The 15,755-nt window shown below is 59.8% G+C and carries 15 protein-coding genes and 1 pseudogene; 4 read left to right on the top strand and 12 right to left on the bottom strand.

Annotated features, from left to right (window positions below; all coding sequences use genetic code 11):
• The gene (gene cbpA, locus NVV94_RS02655; protein ID WP_258445710.1) at nt 1-957 is read right to left on the bottom strand and encodes a curved DNA-binding protein; all 957 of its coding nucleotides are present in this window, start codon (nt 955-957) and stop codon (nt 1-3) included.
• A gap of 160 nt (nt 958-1,117) precedes the next feature.
• Between cbpA and NVV94_RS02650 the strand changes: the two genes are divergently transcribed.
• Nucleotides 1,118-2,383 (top strand): Hsp70 family protein, encoded by a 1,266-nt coding sequence (locus tag NVV94_RS02650; protein ID WP_258445709.1) that lies wholly within the window; start codon nt 1,118-1,120, stop codon nt 2,381-2,383.
• A gap of 105 nt (nt 2,384-2,488) precedes the next feature.
• Here the strand turns inward: NVV94_RS02650 and NVV94_RS02645 are convergent, their stop codons facing one another.
• The 3 genes from NVV94_RS02645 to NVV94_RS02635 all read right to left on the bottom strand — a co-directional run bounded on the left by NVV94_RS02645 (nt 2,489) and on the right by NVV94_RS02635 (nt 4,575).
• Complete coding sequence (locus NVV94_RS02645) at nt 2,489-3,499, bottom strand: AI-2E family transporter (protein WP_258445708.1); 1,011 nt, start codon at nt 3,497-3,499, stop codon at nt 2,489-2,491.
• Nucleotides 3,500-3,613: 114 nt separating this feature from the next.
• Nucleotides 3,614-3,691: a PsiF family protein gene (locus NVV94_RS02640; RefSeq protein ID WP_258447608.1), complete on the bottom strand. Its 78-nt coding sequence runs from the start codon at nt 3,689-3,691 to the stop codon at nt 3,614-3,616.
• Complete coding sequence (locus tag NVV94_RS02635) at nt 3,688-4,575, bottom strand: triacylglycerol lipase (RefSeq protein ID WP_258447607.1); 888 nt, start codon at nt 4,573-4,575, stop codon at nt 3,688-3,690. The genes NVV94_RS02640 and NVV94_RS02635 overlap by 4 nt, the downstream gene beginning before the upstream one ends.
• A 349-nt stretch (nt 4,576-4,924) precedes the next feature.
• Between NVV94_RS02635 and NVV94_RS02630 the strand changes: the two genes are divergently transcribed.
• Complete coding sequence (locus NVV94_RS02630) at nt 4,925-6,040, top strand: AGE family epimerase/isomerase (RefSeq protein WP_258445707.1); 1,116 nt, start codon at nt 4,925-4,927, stop codon at nt 6,038-6,040.
• A 48-nt stretch (nt 6,041-6,088) separates the two neighbouring features.
• Here NVV94_RS02630 and NVV94_RS02625 read toward each other — a convergent pair whose 3' ends face one another.
• The 6 genes from NVV94_RS02625 to NVV94_RS02600 form a co-directional block, all read right to left on the bottom strand.
• The gene (locus NVV94_RS02625; RefSeq protein ID WP_258447606.1) at nt 6,089-6,847 is read right to left on the bottom strand and encodes an SDR family oxidoreductase; all 759 of its coding nucleotides are present in this window, start codon (nt 6,845-6,847) and stop codon (nt 6,089-6,091) included.
• 716 nt (nt 6,848-7,563) lie between these two features.
• Nucleotides 7,564-8,280 (bottom strand): ABC transporter ATP-binding protein, encoded by a 717-nt coding sequence (locus tag NVV94_RS02620; RefSeq protein ID WP_258445706.1) that lies wholly within the window; start codon nt 8,278-8,280, stop codon nt 7,564-7,566.
• Nucleotides 8,277-9,152: an ABC transporter ATP-binding protein gene (locus tag NVV94_RS02615; RefSeq protein ID WP_258445705.1), complete on the bottom strand. Its 876-nt coding sequence runs from the start codon at nt 9,150-9,152 to the stop codon at nt 8,277-8,279. The genes NVV94_RS02620 and NVV94_RS02615 overlap by 4 nt, the downstream gene beginning before the upstream one ends.
• Entirely contained in the window at nt 9,149-10,432 is a 1,284-nt protein-coding gene (gene livM / locus NVV94_RS02610; protein ID WP_258445704.1) for a high-affinity branched-chain amino acid ABC transporter permease LivM, read from the bottom strand. Before livM ends, NVV94_RS02615 begins: the two co-directional genes overlap by 4 nt.
• A gap of 2 nt (nt 10,433-10,434) precedes the next feature.
• Nucleotides 10,435-11,349: an ABC transporter permease subunit gene (locus NVV94_RS02605; RefSeq protein ID WP_258445703.1), complete on the bottom strand. Its 915-nt coding sequence runs from the start codon at nt 11,347-11,349 to the stop codon at nt 10,435-10,437.
• A 163-nt stretch (nt 11,350-11,512) separates the two neighbouring features.
• Complete coding sequence (locus NVV94_RS02600; protein ID WP_258445702.1) at nt 11,513-12,649, bottom strand: branched-chain amino acid ABC transporter substrate-binding protein; 1,137 nt, start codon at nt 12,647-12,649, stop codon at nt 11,513-11,515.
• A gap of 401 nt (nt 12,650-13,050) precedes the next feature.
• Here NVV94_RS02600 and NVV94_RS26785 point away from each other — a divergent pair.
• Both NVV94_RS26785 and nadE read left to right on the top strand, forming a co-directional pair.
• Nucleotides 13,051-13,166 (top strand): annotated as a pseudogene (locus tag NVV94_RS26785) (hypothetical protein); the annotation flags it as partial.
• Nucleotides 13,167-13,169: 3 nt separating this feature from the next.
• Entirely contained in the window at nt 13,170-13,997 is an 828-nt protein-coding gene (gene nadE / locus NVV94_RS02595) for an ammonia-dependent NAD(+) synthetase (RefSeq protein WP_258445701.1), read from the top strand.
• 114 nt (nt 13,998-14,111) lie between these two features.
• Here the strand turns inward: nadE and azu are convergent, their stop codons facing one another.
• Together azu and NVV94_RS02585 are read right to left on the bottom strand one after the other, a co-directional pair.
• Complete coding sequence (gene azu / locus NVV94_RS02590) at nt 14,112-14,561, bottom strand: azurin (RefSeq protein WP_258445700.1); 450 nt, start codon at nt 14,559-14,561, stop codon at nt 14,112-14,114.
• 290 nt (nt 14,562-14,851) lie between these two features.
• On the bottom strand, nt 14,852-15,754 hold the full coding sequence (locus NVV94_RS02585) for a transglutaminase family protein (protein WP_258445699.1): 903 nt from the start codon (nt 15,752-15,754) through the stop codon (nt 14,852-14,854).
• Between the last annotated feature and the right edge of the window lies 1 nt (nt 15,755).

The following is a 15,755-nucleotide window of genomic DNA, read 5'->3' as shown; positions in this document are numbered from 1 at the left end:
TCAGCTACTCCATTGGCTTCGAGGATTGAACGCGGCCTTCTCCGACAGGGCTTTCCAGAGTTCTCGGGTAGTGTCGTCGGAGTGGCTCGGCATGACGACTTTCAATTGCGCGAACAGATCACCGCGCTGGCCATGCTTGTCGACCAGGCCATTGCCCTTGACCCGCAGGCGTTGACCGCTCTGGCTGTCGGGGCGGATGGTCAGGTGGATCTTGCCGGTCAGGGTCGGGACCGCGACCTTGGTGCCCAGCGCCGCTTCCCAAGGGGCCAGCGGCACAGTGATGATCAGATCATGGCCTTCGACATCGAACAGCGGATGCGGCGCAAAGCGAATGATCAGGTAAAGGTCGCCATTGGCGCCGCCACCCACACCAGGAGCGCCCTGGCCCTTGAGGCGGATGCGTTCGCCGTCGGTCACCCCGGCTGGAATTTTCACGTTCAGCGTTTTGGTGGTTTCACCGGTGCGATGCCCGGCGCCGTTGTACTGCGGCACCCGGAAGCTGATCTTCTTCGATTCGTTGGCCAGGGTTTCTTCAAGGAAAATCGCAAGTTCCATTTCTACATCCTGTCCACGCCGACCGGCGCTGCGTTGCTGGCCGCGGCCAAAGGGGTTGCCGGTGCCACGGCCGGCCGAGCCGAATATGGAACTGAAGAAATCCGAGAAATCGCCGCCGCCCTGGCCAAAGTCGCCACCTGCCCGGCCTTCCCAGCCCGGCGGGCCCTGGAACGGGCGCCCGTGCTGGCCGTACTTGCGCAACTCGTCGTACTCGGCGCGCTTTTCCGGGCTGCTCAGCGCTTCGTAGGCCTCGTTGGCCTCCTTGAATTTGTTCTCGGCGTCCCTCTCTTTGCTGACGTCGGGGTGATACTTGCGGGCGAGCTTGCGGTAGGCGGTCTTGATCGCCTTGTCATCCGCCGTCGGCTCTACGCCAAGTATCTTGTAGTAATCTTTGAAGTCCATCTAAGGCGTCACTCACTGTGCCAATCGGATCGATTGAATATTGGGGTCAAGCATAGCCTTTCAAGCTACCCCGTCGTTGTGAATAATCGATAGTCGGCCTTCGATTCTGTCCTCGACTGGCATACACTGCGCGGCCGTTTTTTTCCGGAAGCGCAACAACATGAAAAACGCATCCCCAGCCCGTGCCTGCGGTATCGACTTTGGCACGTCCAATTCCACCGTCGGCTGGCATCGCCCGGACGTGGGATCGTTGATCGAGCTGGAGGACGGCAAGATCACGCTGCCCTCGGTGGTGTTTTTCAATATAGAAGAACGCCGCCCGGTCTACGGCCGCCTGGCCCTGCACGAGTACCTGGAGGGCTACGAAGGCCGCCTGATGCGCTCGCTCAAGAGCCTGCTCGGTTCCAGGCTGATCAAGCACGATACCAGCGTGCTGGGCACCGCCCTGCCGTTCAAGGACCTGCTGGGCATGTTTATCGGCGAGCTGAAGAAGCGCGCCGAGAACAATGCCGGCCGCGCCTTCGATGAAGTGGTGCTGGGTCGTCCGGTGCATTTTGTCGATGACGACCAGGTTGCCGACCAGGAAGCCGAAGATACCCTGGCCGAAGTTGCGAAAAAGATCGGTTTCAAGGAAGTCTCCTTCCAGTACGAACCCATTGCCGCAGCCTTCGACTACGAGTCGACCATCGAACGCGAAGAACTGGTGCTGATCGTCGACATCGGCGGGGGTACCTCCGACTTCTCGCTGGTGCGCCTGGCCCCCGAGCGCCGTGCCGTGGATAACCGTCACGATGACATCCTCGCCACCGGCGGCGTGCACATCGGTGGTACCGACTTCGACAAGCAGTTGAGCCTGCAAGGCGTGATGCCCTTGTTCGGTTACGGCAGCCGGATGAAGAGCCAGGCGTTCATGCCTACCAGCCACCACATGAACCTGGCCACCTGGCACACCATCAACTCGGTGTATTCGCAAAAGTCCAAGTTGGCATTGGGCAGCATGCGCTACGACATTGAGGATACCGACGGCATCGACCGTCTGTTCAAGCTGATCGATCAGCGCGCCGGGCACTGGCTGGCCATGGAAGTGGAAGAAACCAAGATCCAGCTGACCCACGCCGACAGCCGCCTGGTGCCGCTGGACCGGATTGAGCCGGGGCTGAACGTGGAGCTTACGCGGGCGTTGTTCGAAGCCTCGATCGACAACCAGCTCGAGCGTGTGCGTGGTAGCGTCAGCCAACTGCTCAGCGATGCCGGGGTGGGCGTGGAGCAGGTCGATACGGTGTTCTTTACCGGTGGTTCCAGCGGTATTCCGGCACTGCGCCAGAGCGTGTCGGCCATGCTGCCCAATGCGCGGCATGTGGAAGGGAATATCTTTGGCAGCATCGGTAGCGGGTTGGCGATCGAGGCGCGCAAGCGGTACGGCTAGAGAGTTGTATTGCCTGTCAGGGCCTCATCGCGGGCAAGCCCGCTCCCACAGGTGTTGTGTGAACCTTGTGGGAGCTGGCTTGCCAGCGATGAGGCCGGCCCTGCCCTACACCATCCCCGCCTGGCGCAACTCACTCTTGAGGTACGCATAATAAATCGGCCCCGCCACCACCCCCGGCAGGCCGAACGCCGCCTCGAACGCCAGCATCGCCAGCAGCAACTCCCAGGACTTGGCGCTGATCTGCCCGCCGACGATCCGTGCGTTGAGAAAATACTCGACCTTGTGGATAACGATCAGGTAACCCAACGCCGCCATCGCCACCCAGATCGACAGGGACAGGCCGACGATGGTGATCAGGGTGTTGGAAATCAGGTTACCAATCACCGGCAACAGCCCCAGCAGGAAGGTCAGCATGATCAGCGTCTTGGTCAACGGCAACTTGATGCCGAACAACGGCAGCACCACTGCCAGGAAGACCCCGGTGAAAAAGGTGTTGAGCAGGGAAATCTTGATCTGCGCGAAGACGATATTGCGAAAGGCCCGGACCAGCAGCGACAGGCGCTCGAACAAGGCCGCCGCCAGGGGTTTGCGCAGGGTCGGGTCGGGAATCTGTTGCAAGGCGATGATCGCCCCCAGAATCATGCCGATAAGCAGGGTGACGAACATGTGCGCCGCGCCCTTGCCCACCAGTTGCAACTCACCGAGGTGCGCGCTCAACCAGTCACCGATGGCCACCCGGAACTCGGCCGCACTGGCCGGTAGATATGCATCGATGAAGGGCGGCAGTTGCGCACGCGCCTGATCAACCAGCAGCATGAACTTGTCCAGCGATGCGCCAGGGTTCTCGGCTTCATGCAGCAGAAAGCTGATGGCACTGGCAAATAGCAGCGTCAATGTACTGACCACCAGCGTGCCCAACAATGCCACGGCCAGCCAGCGCGCACGCCGCCCGGCGATCAGGTGCTGGAGCTTGGGGGTCAACATGTTCACCAACTCGTACACCAGCAAACCGGCCAGCAGGCTCGGCAACAACTTGAGCGGCAGCACCAGCAATAGCCCGGCGAAAACGATGATCCAACTGGCCAACATCACTTGGCGCGCAGTAAAGAGGGGCATACAGCCTCAGAGACGAACGGCGTGAAAGGACCCGCAGTCTGCCAGCGTTCCGAGGGTACGACCAGAGGGCTTTGGCGACTGGCCGTCGGGGTGAACGACTTTGTTACAAAGGTCTCATTTTTTCTTCAGGCAATCGCTCATGAACGCCTTGCGGGCATCGCCCTTGAGCGCCTGGGCGCCTTCGAGCCTCATAACCCCGCGGCTTTCAGGCGTGCCGCATGCTCGGTGAACAACCGCACCGGGTCGGCACCCTTGCCGACCAGGCCCAGGGATTGGTTGACGATATCCAAATGGTCGAGCGGGTAGTCATCACCAATCACCTGGCCCAGGTGCGAGCTGAGTCGCCCGACCATGCCGTCGCACTCTCTTTCGCGGAAAAAGCCGCGGACGTTCAGACGGCAGAAAAAATGACTGCCATCGAAGCGATTGCCGCCGCTATCGCTGCGCTTGTCCTGGACGATGCCGGACCAGGAGTAATAGCGCACGCCATTGACCTCCTCGGCCCCGCGCCCGCCCCAGGTGGTGGGAACGCCTTGCGGATACTGGCGGTTGAACAGAGCCGCGCCTTCGCTGGTCAGAGAACGGTGCGAAGCCTCCACATCGATGGGCAGCAGCGGACCGCGCTGGCCGGTTTCCAACAGCCAGATCCCACCTGCCAACACCCGCAGGGCCAGGGCCAGGAGGCGACCACAGGCTGAATCGGCCGGGTAACGACGTACATAGTAATCGGCCAGCTCCGAGCCCCGGTTGGGTCCGGCCACCGACGTCACCGAGGCGATCCATTGAGGGTACTTTGCCGCTGCATAGCGGGCCGTCAGAGCACCCTGGCTATGGCCGATCAGATTGACCTTGTCGGCCCCGGTTTCCCGACGAATCCGCTCGATGATCCGCAGCAGTTGCTCGCCCCGGACCTCGTTGGAGTTGACCGGCGAAACCTGCACCACGAACACCTGGGCGCCGCCGCGCCGCAACGCCGCGGGAATGCCAAACCAGTAGGGGTAGAGCAGCAACCGGACAAAACCGAGCATCCCTGGGACCATCACCAGCGGATACCGCGTCGAGAGTGCTTGCGCCATGTCCTGCCGTCCCTGATTCATGCAAGTCCCTGAACACTAGTGGTCGGCGGGCCCGCGTACAAGCTTGCGGCGGCTGGCGAACTCCTGTCCCCGTTCGGGGTTCAAAGCTATATGGGTTCATGAAGGCCAACCGTAACAGCCAGGAGATTGTGATGAGCAATGTACAACTGTCGGACGTGAAAACCCTGCGCGAACGTGCCCGCATCCATGTACAGTATTGCAGAAACGGGGGTGACCATAGATTGTGGGAGCGGGCTTGCCCGCGATCGAGTGCGCAGCACTCGCATTCACTAAACCCGATCCCTGCTACCATGTCGCACAAACGCCCCAGCCGTGACGACACTTGCCAATGCCCGACGTTTCCAGCTCCGCCAACCAGCCTGAATTGACCGCCGTGTTCACGGCCGTACAGCAGCACTTCTCGCAGACGATCGTGCCACTCTGGCAAGGCCCGGGCTGGAACGCGGAACTGGCGTTGCCCTTCGAGGCCCTCGACCCCGGGCATTGCCCGCTGCCGCCCCAGCGCTATCGGGCCATGGCCTGCGCCCGCCAGCTGTATCTGTTTTCCAGCCGGTTCGAACAACCCGGCGCTCGGGAACATGCCGCGGCCCTGTTCCGCTCGTTGCAACGGCACTTTCACGATGCCGAGCATGGCGGCTGGTTCTACAGCATCGATGCCCAGGGCAAACCGCTGGACCGGCGCAAGGATCTCTACACCCACGCGTTCATCATCTTCGCCTGCGCACATTACTGGGCGAAGGTTCGCGAGCCGCTGGCCGAATCGGTGCACAATGCCGCGCTCAGCGTGGTAGCCGAGCGTTTCTCCAGCAACGACGGGCTCTACGAAGCCAGCCTGGCGCAGGATTGGTCGAGCCTGGACAGTGGACCGCTGCAGAACCCGCTGATGCACCTGGCCGAAGCTTTTCTGGCGACGTTGGCCGTGCGCGAAGACGCCCGGGTCGAAGCAGCCCTGCAAGCGTTGGCCAGCGCCATGCAGGCTCGCTTCATCGACCCCGAGCATGGGGTGATGCTGGAGAAACCTCGAGGGGCTGTGGATAACTGGTTCGAGCCAGGTCATCAATTCGAATGGTTCTATTTGCTCGAATCGTCCGACTTGCTCAAGGGCAGCGCACTGCACCAGTCACTGAGCCGGGCTTTCACCTATGCCGAGCAATGCGGCGTCGACAATCACCGGGTATTGGCCATGCTCGACAGCGATGGCACCGTCCGCAATGCCACTCAGCGAATCTGGGCCCAGGCCGAATACCTGCGTGCCTTGACGTTGCGCGCCGATAGCCAGGGCCAGGTGCTGCAACAACTGCGTACCCTGCAGCAGCACTTCCTGCACGGTGGCGGCTGGTATGAGTGTCTGGATGCCAAGGGCGCGGTCAGCCGCAGCGACATGCCGTCGACCACGCCTTATCATCTGGCGACTTGTTACATAGGCCTCGAAGCCGCGCTTTAGTCGTTTTTACGGCCGCTACGCGCCAGAGCTGGTGCGTAGCGGCCGCCATCACTTCCGGTGGATGGAGAACCCACTCCAGGCTTGGCTGACAGGCATCAACTCCAGGCTATTGATGTTGACGTGTGGCGGCTGGTTCAGCACCCAGAAGATCGTCTCGGCAATATCCTGCGGCTGCAAGGGTTCGGCGCCGGCATAGGTCGCATCGTAGCGGGCCTGGTCACCGCCAAAGCGCACCAGTGAGAACTCGCTCTCGCACAGCCCTGGCTCTATGTTGGTCACCCGCACGCCGGTGCCTTGCAAGTCACAGCGCAGGCTCAACGAGAACTGTTTGACGAACGCCTTGGTGCCGCCATACACATGGCTGCCAGGGTAGGGATAGTCGCCTGCCACGGACCCTACGTTGAGGATGCTGGCACCGCGTCCATGGGCGATAAGCCGAGGCAGCAACAAGCGGGTGCTGTACATCAGGCCCTTGATATTGGTGTCGACCATGGTGTCCCAGTCGTCCAGGTCGCACTTGGGCGCGGGGTCGGCGCCGAGCGCCAGGCCGGCGTTGTTGATCAGGCCCGTGAGCTTGTCGAACTCGGGGGGCAGGCCGGCGATTGCTTGCTCCATGGCCTTGCGATCCCGCACGTCCAGCACCAGGCCGTGAACCAGGGTCTCTTTCGACAACTCGGCACACAAGGCATTCAAACGCTCTTCGCGACGTCCTGTCAGCACCAGCGACCAGCCGGCCTGTGCAAAACGGCGGGCGCAGGCTTCGCCGAAGCCGGAAGTCGCCCCGGTGATGAATACGGTGGAAGTCATCATGTTCTCCTTGGTTGACTTGCGCACAGGCAAGCCTGGCTTACAGGTATTGCCCAAGCATGCCCGGCCTGCGGGGCGCCAGCAAGCAGCCATTGGCGCTGTACAAAAAACAACCACCAGCCTCAACACCTTGATTCACAAGGGCCGCGCAACCTTCTACGCACCTTATCCACAATCCCTTCCACAGACTTTGGGGGCAAGTACGTATGCGCCTGGGCCGCTATCCACAAGGCCTGCAGCCGGATCGAAAGTTTTTTTCTTGACCGCAGGCCTTGCCCATGGGCCGGGTGCCGATCGGTGCAACCGGGTGGCACCCGAGACGATGGCGGCAGGCCAGTAACGACGCCGCCTGCACCCGTCTTTCCAACGCTTGCCCACAGAGTTATCCACAGGTTGCAGAGTGCTGTTTCAGAGCGGTCCCCCAGTGGATAAAAGGGTTGACAAATACAATCACCAATCTGCAAAAGAGCACTGATCAAAATCTAATCACACCTCTGAAAGCCACGAAATACAAGGCCTGCAGCCACATGCTCCCATGTTACCCACAGCCGCCTCCACAGCAACCGTGGACAAGTCAAAACCATGACAAAACAACCCGTTGAAGCGGCTTTATGTCGCGGTTCCGGAGCTTGCCAAATCGGTTGTCCACAAAGCTGTGAATGAAAAAAAACGCCCCGGTTTTATCCACCGGGGCGTTTTCATAATGCGAACAACGGTCAGTGACCGCCCAGATAAGCGTTACGCACCTCCTCGTTGACCAGCAGTTCTTTACCGGTACCTGTCAGGCGAATCTGCCCGTTAACCATCACATAGCCCCGGTCCGACAGTTTCAAGGCGTGGTTGGCGTTCTGCTCGACCAGGAAGATGGTCATGCCGGTAGCCGCCAGCTCGCGCAGGGTACTGAAGATCTGCTTGACCACGATCGGCGCCAGGCCAAGGCTCGGTTCGTCGAGCAGCAACAGCTTGGGCCGGCTCATCAGCGCCCGGGCGATGGCCAGCATCTGCTGCTCGCCGCCGGACATGGTCATGGCCCGCTGATTGCGCCGCTCCTTGAGCCGTGGAAACAGTTCGAACATGCGCTGCATGTCTTCCTTGGCATATTGGTCGCCGATCGGAATGGTCCCCATCATCAGGTTCTCTTCCACCGTCATGTCGGGGAATACCCGACGCCCCTCCGGCGATTGAGCGATGCCGTTGGAAGCGATGTAGTGGGAGGACTTGTGGGTAATGTCCGTACCGCGATAGACGATCTGGCCATGACTGGCCCGTGGCTGGCCGAAAATCGACATCAGCAGGGTGGACTTGCCCGCCCCGTTGGAGCCGATGAGGCTGACCGTCTCGCCTTCATTGATGTGCAGCGAGACTTTCTTCAAGGCCTGGATCGGCCCGTAAAACACGTCGATCTCTTTCAGTTCGAGGATCGGTGCGCTCATACCAACTCCTCTTCATCAGCACCCAGGTAGGCGGCGATCACTTTCGGGTCGTGACGGATCTGCTCCGGCCCGCCCTCGGCGATCACGTTGCCGTGGTCCAGCACCACGATATGATCGGAAATACTCATCACCATGCCCATGTCGTGTTCGATCAAGACCACGGTAATGTCATGGTCGTCGCGCAAGTGGCGGATCATCGCGCTCAGCGCTGCGGTTTCCTGCGGGTTGAGGCCCGCTGCCGGTTCGTCAAGGCAGATGATCTTGGGCCGGGTGCACATGGCCCGGGCGATCTCCAGGCGGCGTTGCTGGCCGTAGGAAAGCTCACCGGCCAGCCGGTTGGCGCAATCCACCAGATCCACCACTTCCAGCCAATAGAAGGCATGGTCCAGCGCATCGCTTTCGGCCTTGCGGTAACTCCTGGTATTGAGAATGCCCGAGACCAGATTGCGATTGACCCACATGTGCTGGGCCACCAGCAGGTTCTCGATGACCGACATCTCCCTGAACAGGCGAATGTTCTGGAAGGTGCGCGCCAACCCGGCCCGGTTGATCAGATGGGTACCGCCAAACATCTTGTAGAACAGGCGACTGCAAAACTGTCTGGGCGAGATGAAGTCGGTAGCGCGCAAGGGCTCGCCAAGCGTCTTGATCACGTTGGTGCTGGTACCGCGTATGTTGAGCTCGATATGCCCGCCCGTGGCTTTGTAGAAACCGGTCAGGCAGTTGAACACCGTGGTCTTGCCGGCGCCGTTCGGCCCGATCAGGGCAAAGATCGAATTGCGCTTGACCTCGAGGCTGACGTCACTGAGGGCCTTGATCCCGCCAAAGTGCATCATCAGGTTCTTTACCGAGAGAACGATTTCGTCGCTCATGGCGCCACTCCTTTACGCGGGCTCACACCGGTACGGCTGATACGGATCAAGCCTCGTGGCCGCCAGATCATCATCAACACCATCAGTACGCCGAACAGCAGCACGCGGTACTCCGAGAATTCGCGCAGCAGTTCCGGGGCCACGGTCAGCACGAAAGCCGCGATGACCACGCCAATCGTCGAGCCCATGCCACCGAGCACCACGATGGCCAGAATCAAGGCTGACTCGAAGAAGGTGAACGAGGACGGGTTGACGAAGCCCTGGTAGCTGGCGAAGAACACGCCGGCCAGCCCTGCGGTGGAAGCACCGATGGTGAACGCCGAAAGCTTGACCAGTACATGGTTCAAACCCATGGAGCGGCAGGCGATCTCGTCTTCGCGCAGGGCTTCCCAGGCCCGACCGACTGGCATGCGGGTCAGCCGGTGCTTGATGTAAAGCACCGCCAGGACAACCAGAAACAGCACGATATAGATGAACAGGAATTTCACGTTCGGGTTGTAGTCCAGACCGAAGAACTCGTGAAACGGCACCCCGCCCTCCTTCGCCCTGCGCCCGAACTCCAGGCCCATGAACGTTGGCGACGGCACTGGCATGCCATTGGGGCCGCCGGTGAACGAAAGCCAGTTGTTCAATATCAACCGGATGATTTCTCCGAAGCCCAGGGTCACGATCGCCAGATAATCCCCATGCATTCGTAACACGGGAAAGCCCAATAACCCCCCCGCCAGCCCCGCAGCGACCGCTGCCAGCGGCAACACGGTCCAGAACCCCAGCCCCAGGTAGTGATAGCCCAGCGCCATGCCGTAGGCGCCAATGGCGTAGAACGCGACATAACCCAGGTCGAGCAAGCCTGCCAGGCCGACCACGATGTTCAACCCCAGCCCCAGCAGTACATAGATCAGCCCGAGGATCACCACGGTCAGTACGTATTTGTTGGCGAAGAACGGGAAGATAATCGCGATTGCGATCACCAGCGGGACGATCCAGAGCAGCCGCGATTTGTAATCCGGCGCCAGCACATGCACGCCAGAGCCGGTACTCTCGAACCCTTCGAGGATGCTCAGGCCCTTGGGGGTCTGCAGGAACAGGCTCAGTACAAAACGCCCTACCATGACGATGCCGACCAGCCAGGCGACCCGTACCGGCTCCATGTTGAAGCTATAGCCTTCGAGCACCACGCCGACGATCGGACCGAATACAATCAGCGAGATCAAACCGGCAAGAATGGCATCGACGACGCTTTTCTTGATATCGATAGTGTTGTAATTGGCAGCAGACATACTTACACCTTCGCCACGAGAGGGCGACCCAGCAGGCCTTGAGGACGGAAGATCAGGATCAGCACCAGCAGCGAGAAACTGAACACGTCTTTGTAGTCAGAGTTGACCAGCCCCGAGAACTGCGATTCGGCAATGCCGAGGATGATCCCGCCGAGCATGGCACCCGGTAGCGAACCGATGCCCCCCAGTACCGCAGCGGTGAAGGCCTTGATACCGATGACGAAGCCGGCGTAGAAGTCGAACGTGCCATAGTTCATGGTGATCAACACGCCCGCCAGCGCTGCCATGGCCGCGCCTATGATAAACACGTAGGAAATCACCCGATCGGTGTTGATCCCCAGGATCGAGGCCATCTTGCGGTCTTGCTGCGTTGCCCGGCACATGCGCCCCAGCTTGGTAAACTTGATGATGTAGGTCAGCAAGGCCATCCCGACAAACGCCGCCACCAGAATGAAGATCTTGGTGTAGGTGATCTGGACGAAGCCATTGCCCACTTCCATCCGCAAGGCACCTTCGAGCAGTGTTGGAACACCCTGCTGCCGTGCGCCCTGGCTGATCTGTGCATAGTTCTGCAGGATCAGGGAAATGCCGATGGCGCTGATCAGCGGCGCCAGCCGTGTGGAGTTGCGCAGCGGCTTATAGGCTATGCGCTCGATGGTCCAGCCATAAACGGCCGTCACCACAATGGTGAAGATCAGCGTGCCGAGAATCAGTAAAGGGAAGGATTCAAGACCGAAGTAGGCCAGCAGAGCCAGACTGATCGCTGCGAGGTAAGCAGAGATCATATAAACCTCGCCGTGGGCGAAGTTAATCATGCCGATGATGCCGTAGACCATTGTGTAGCCGATGGCGATCAGACCATAGACAGCCCCGAGGGTCAGCCCATTGATCATTTGCTGCAGGAAAATACCATCCATAACGCAATCTCACATACTTGAGATTGCACAAGCGCTGACTACGTTGAGCTTGTGGCTATCGCAGCGCAGGGTTGTGCACATCTACGAGAAAAGACAGGTACGGCACAGATCACAAAGCTCGCCTGGCCGGCGCCCAAGGGCGCCAGCCAAGTGAACACTCATGTCACTTTTGTTTTTCCAGCTGGTGGTATTTGCCGTCCTTGTCCCACTGGTAGACCACATAGTCGGAGACTTTCAGGTCGCCCTTGCTGTCCCAGGCCTTCTCGCCCATAACGGTTTTCACCGAATTGGCCTTGAGCCATTTGGCGGCGTCTTCGCCCTTGTTGGACTTGGCGCCGTTGAAACCGGCCGCCAGGGTCTGGACGGAGGCGTAAGCGTAGAGGGTGTAGCCTTCAGGCTCGGTGCCTGCCTTGCGGAAGGCATCCACCACCGCCTTGCTGTCCGGTAGCAGGCGTGGGTCAGCACCAAAGGTCATGTAGACACCATCGACGTACTGCGCGCCACCGGCGGTGGTCACCATTTCATCGGTCACGATGCCGTCATCGGACATGAAGACTACATCCTTCAGGCCCTGCTCGCGCAACTGACGCACCAGCGGACCTGCTTCAGGGTGCAAACCGCCGAAGTAGACAATATCGGCACCGGTGCCACGGATCTTGGTCACCACGGCGCTGAAGTCTTTCTCGCCCCGGGTCAGGCCCTCATACAGCACTGGCTTCAAGCCACGCTTCTCCAACTGCGCCTTGGTGGCGTCAGCCAGGCCTTGGCCATAAGTGTCCTTGTCGTGAAGGACAGCGACTTTCTTGCCTTTGAGCACGTCGACGATGTAGTCGCCGGCCACGATACCTTGCTGGTCGTCACGCCCGCACATACGGAACATGGCGTTCAAACCGCGTTCGGTGACTTTCGGGTTGGTGGAGCCAGGTGTAATGGTAATGATGCCGGCTTCGTCATAAACCTCGGAAGCCGGGATGGTCGAGGACGAGCAGAAGTGACCGACCACGCCGATCACCTTGTCCTGATCGGCCAGACGGTTGGCCACGGCAACGGCCTGTTTCGGCTCGCATGCATCGTCGCCCTTGACCAGCACCAGCTTCTCGCCGTTGATGCCACCTGCCGCGTTGATCGCATCAGCCGCTGCTTGTGCCCCCTTCATGTACTGCTCGCCAAAAGATGCACTTGGACCCGTCATAGGCCCTGCCACACCGATCTTGACGTCGGCCTGAACAAACGAAGTAACGCCCATCGCCGTAGCTACGGCCAGCGCCAGAAAACCTTTCCTGTAAAACGTCTGCGACATGAGTGGTGCTCCTGAATTTTTTTTGGTTGGCACTACAACTTCAGCACTTGATCCGAGCAAGGCGCGTGCCATCGGTTTTCTATTCTGGAAAAACTCTCTATGAGTTTGTTATTAGAGTTTTTTGGCCCCTTTTTTACAGGACGTGCAACCGTCTGGAACGAGACTGGTAGCACCGAAAAATAAAAAATGAGCAACCCGCGGACGCCATCATTGCAACCCTCGAATTTGTTTACGTGCAACCCTGATGTAACAGCATGCGTAACCGAACTGCACAATGTCGGTGCGCGATTGCTACAACGCGCACAACTACAGGCTAGCCGTTTAATGCGAAAGTGCCGGGGCAAAGAGCCTGCTACCGATTTACTCGGCCCCGGAACCCACGCGACGGATAAAAGGCTGGCAAAATGACCGACTGCAACGGTACGCCCGTTGCCAAGATCTCCGACGAAGCCGCCAAGACCCGAATTTCGTCGCCTACCTGCGCCATGTTTTCAAAGTCCCCGAATCCCAGGAATAACCCATGCAAGCCGTACAGCAAGAAATAGCGCAACAGCTCAAGGTCCAGCCGCCATTCGCCGACCAGACCGCACTGCAAGATGAGGTGGCGCGACGCATTGCGTTCATCCAGCAATGCCTCCAGAACTCGGGGCTCAAGACCCTGGTCCTGGGCATAAGTGGTGGCGTGGACTCATTGACCGCCGGCTTGCTGGCGCAACGTGCCGTGGAGCAATTGCGCAGCCGCACCGGGGACGAGCAGTACCGCTTTATCGCCGTGCGCCTGCCCTACCAGACTCAGCACGACGAGCATGAAGCCCAGGCCTGCGTCGACTTCATCGCGCCGGACGAACGTCATACCGTGAATATCGGCCCGGCGGTCAAGGCACTGGCAGCCGAAGTCCAGACGTTTGAAGGCCAACCGGCGGCAACCGTGGATTTCGTGCTGGGCAATACCAAGGCGCGGATGCGCATGATCGCGCAATACACCATCGCTGGTGCACGCCAGGGGTTGGTGATAGGTACCGATCATGCCGCCGAAGCGGTCATGGGTTTCTTTACCAAGTTCGGCGACGGCGCCTGCGACCTGGCGCCCTTGAGCGGCCTGGTGAAGAATCAGGTACGCGCCATTGCCCGCCACTTTGGAGCGCCGGAGTCATTGGTAGAAAAAGTGCCGACGGCGGACCTCGAGGACCTTGCACCGGGCAAGCCGGACGAAGCGTCCCATGGTGTTACCTATGCGGAAATTGATGCTTTCCTGCATGGCGAGCCGGTGCGCCAGGAAGCGTTCGATATTATTTGCAGGACTTACCAGAAGACCCATCACAAGCGCGAGATGCCTTTCGCGCCTTGAGGTTTTTTTGCGACCGCTGTGCGGTCGATCGCGGGCAAGCCCGCTCCCACATGAGGCACCGCCGTACTTGTGGGAGCTGGCTTGCCAGCGATGAAGGTCCGAAGAACCTTCAGATCAGTCAACCAAAGTGACTGTCCCTTTCATCATCGAGATGTGCCCCGGGAACGAGCAGAAGAACGCGTACTGCTCACCGGCAGCCAGCTTGGAAACATCGAAAGTCACCGAATCCTTCTCGCCGCCGCCAATGATTTTGGTGTAAGCGATAACGCGTGCATCACCCTCTTTGAGGTGGTTCTTGTCGATACCGGCACTCAGGCCATCCGTTGCGATCGGTTGCGCGTCGGCGTCCTTGCTCAAGACCCAGTTATGGCCCATGACATTCTTCGGCAGCTTGCCGGAATGGCTCAGGTTAACGGTGAAGGTCTTGCAGCTTTTGCTGATCTGGATGGCCTTGGTGTTGAAGGTCATCTGGTCTGTGGAGTCGACATCGACCTTGCATTCGGCAGCCAGTAATTGACCGCTGGCCAGCGTCAGCAGGGATACCGCAACAAGTTTGGCAAACATGGTGAATCTCCATGGCAGGTTATTATTCAATGCAGACTGCCTGATCCCGGCGCAAGTTCCTATGACTTGAATCAACTCTGCCAGACAGCGGGTTTGCTCTATTGCGCCCATCAAGATAATCAACCAGCCAATCATGCACTGAGGCTCTACCATCAGACAACACTTGGACTGGAGCCTGATCATGCACCTCAATAGCCTGTTTCGCAGCCTGCTTGCCGCTTACGCCTGTGGCGCCAGCGGCACCCAATACGAAATGTCTCGCCCGGATTGACCGTCGAACGGACGCCAGGTTAAATCAGCCCTTCGCCCCGGGGCATGACCGTGACGCTGACTTCCGGATCATGGCTGCCCCCGCCGAGAATCACCCCGCGCAGCGGCGACACATCGGAAAAATCCCGGCCCCAGGCCAGGGTGATGTGCTCCAGCGCGGGCTGAACATTGTTGGTTGGATCAAAATCCACCCACCCCGATACCGGGCAATACACCGAGACCCACGCATGCGAGGCATCGGCACCGATCAAGCGTGGTTGCCCGGGCGGCGGCTGGGTCAGCAGATAGCCACTTACATAGCGCGCCGCCAAGCCGCGTGAGCGCAGGCAGGCCAGCATCAGGTGGGCGAAGTCCTGGCAGACACCACGGCGTCGCTCCAGCACCTCCACCAGCGGCGTGGCGACCTGGGTCGCTTCGGCATCGAAGGTGAATTCATCGAAGATTTTCTCCATCAATGCCTGCACGCCAAGCAGCAAGGGACGATCCGGCGCGAAGCAACTTTCGGAGAAGGTCACGAAACTTTTCTTCAAGCGCACATAGGGCGATTCGAAACGGTAGCGACAGGCTTGCAACACATCCGTGGGCAACGGGCTGCCGCTGTAGATCAAGGCGTTGCGGGCCATCTCCCAGGCCGGCGAGCGGGAGAAATCCACCTCGGCCCTGGGCAACACCTCAACTGACAATCGCGCACACACCCGCAGTTCATCGTGGGGACGCTCGAAGGCCAGGCGCGTCAGCGGGTTGCCAAACACATCCAGCTCGTCGCGGCGGCTGGTCGGCTCGGGGCTGATCTGCAGGGTTTGTTCGCTGCACAATTGCCAGGTACAGTCGCGCGGCCACAGGTGTGCCAACTGCTGCGCCAGGGACACCGGGCTGTCGTAGCGATAGTGGGTATCGTGAAGGATCTGGTAGTGCGCGCTCATT

Source organism: Pseudomonas sp. LS1212, assembly GCF_024741815.1.
GTDB lineage: Bacteria > Pseudomonadota > Gammaproteobacteria > Pseudomonadales > Pseudomonadaceae > Aquipseudomonas.
The sequence above is the reverse complement of the archived record's forward strand: the minus strand, read 5'-3'. Positions and strand labels throughout refer to the sequence as shown.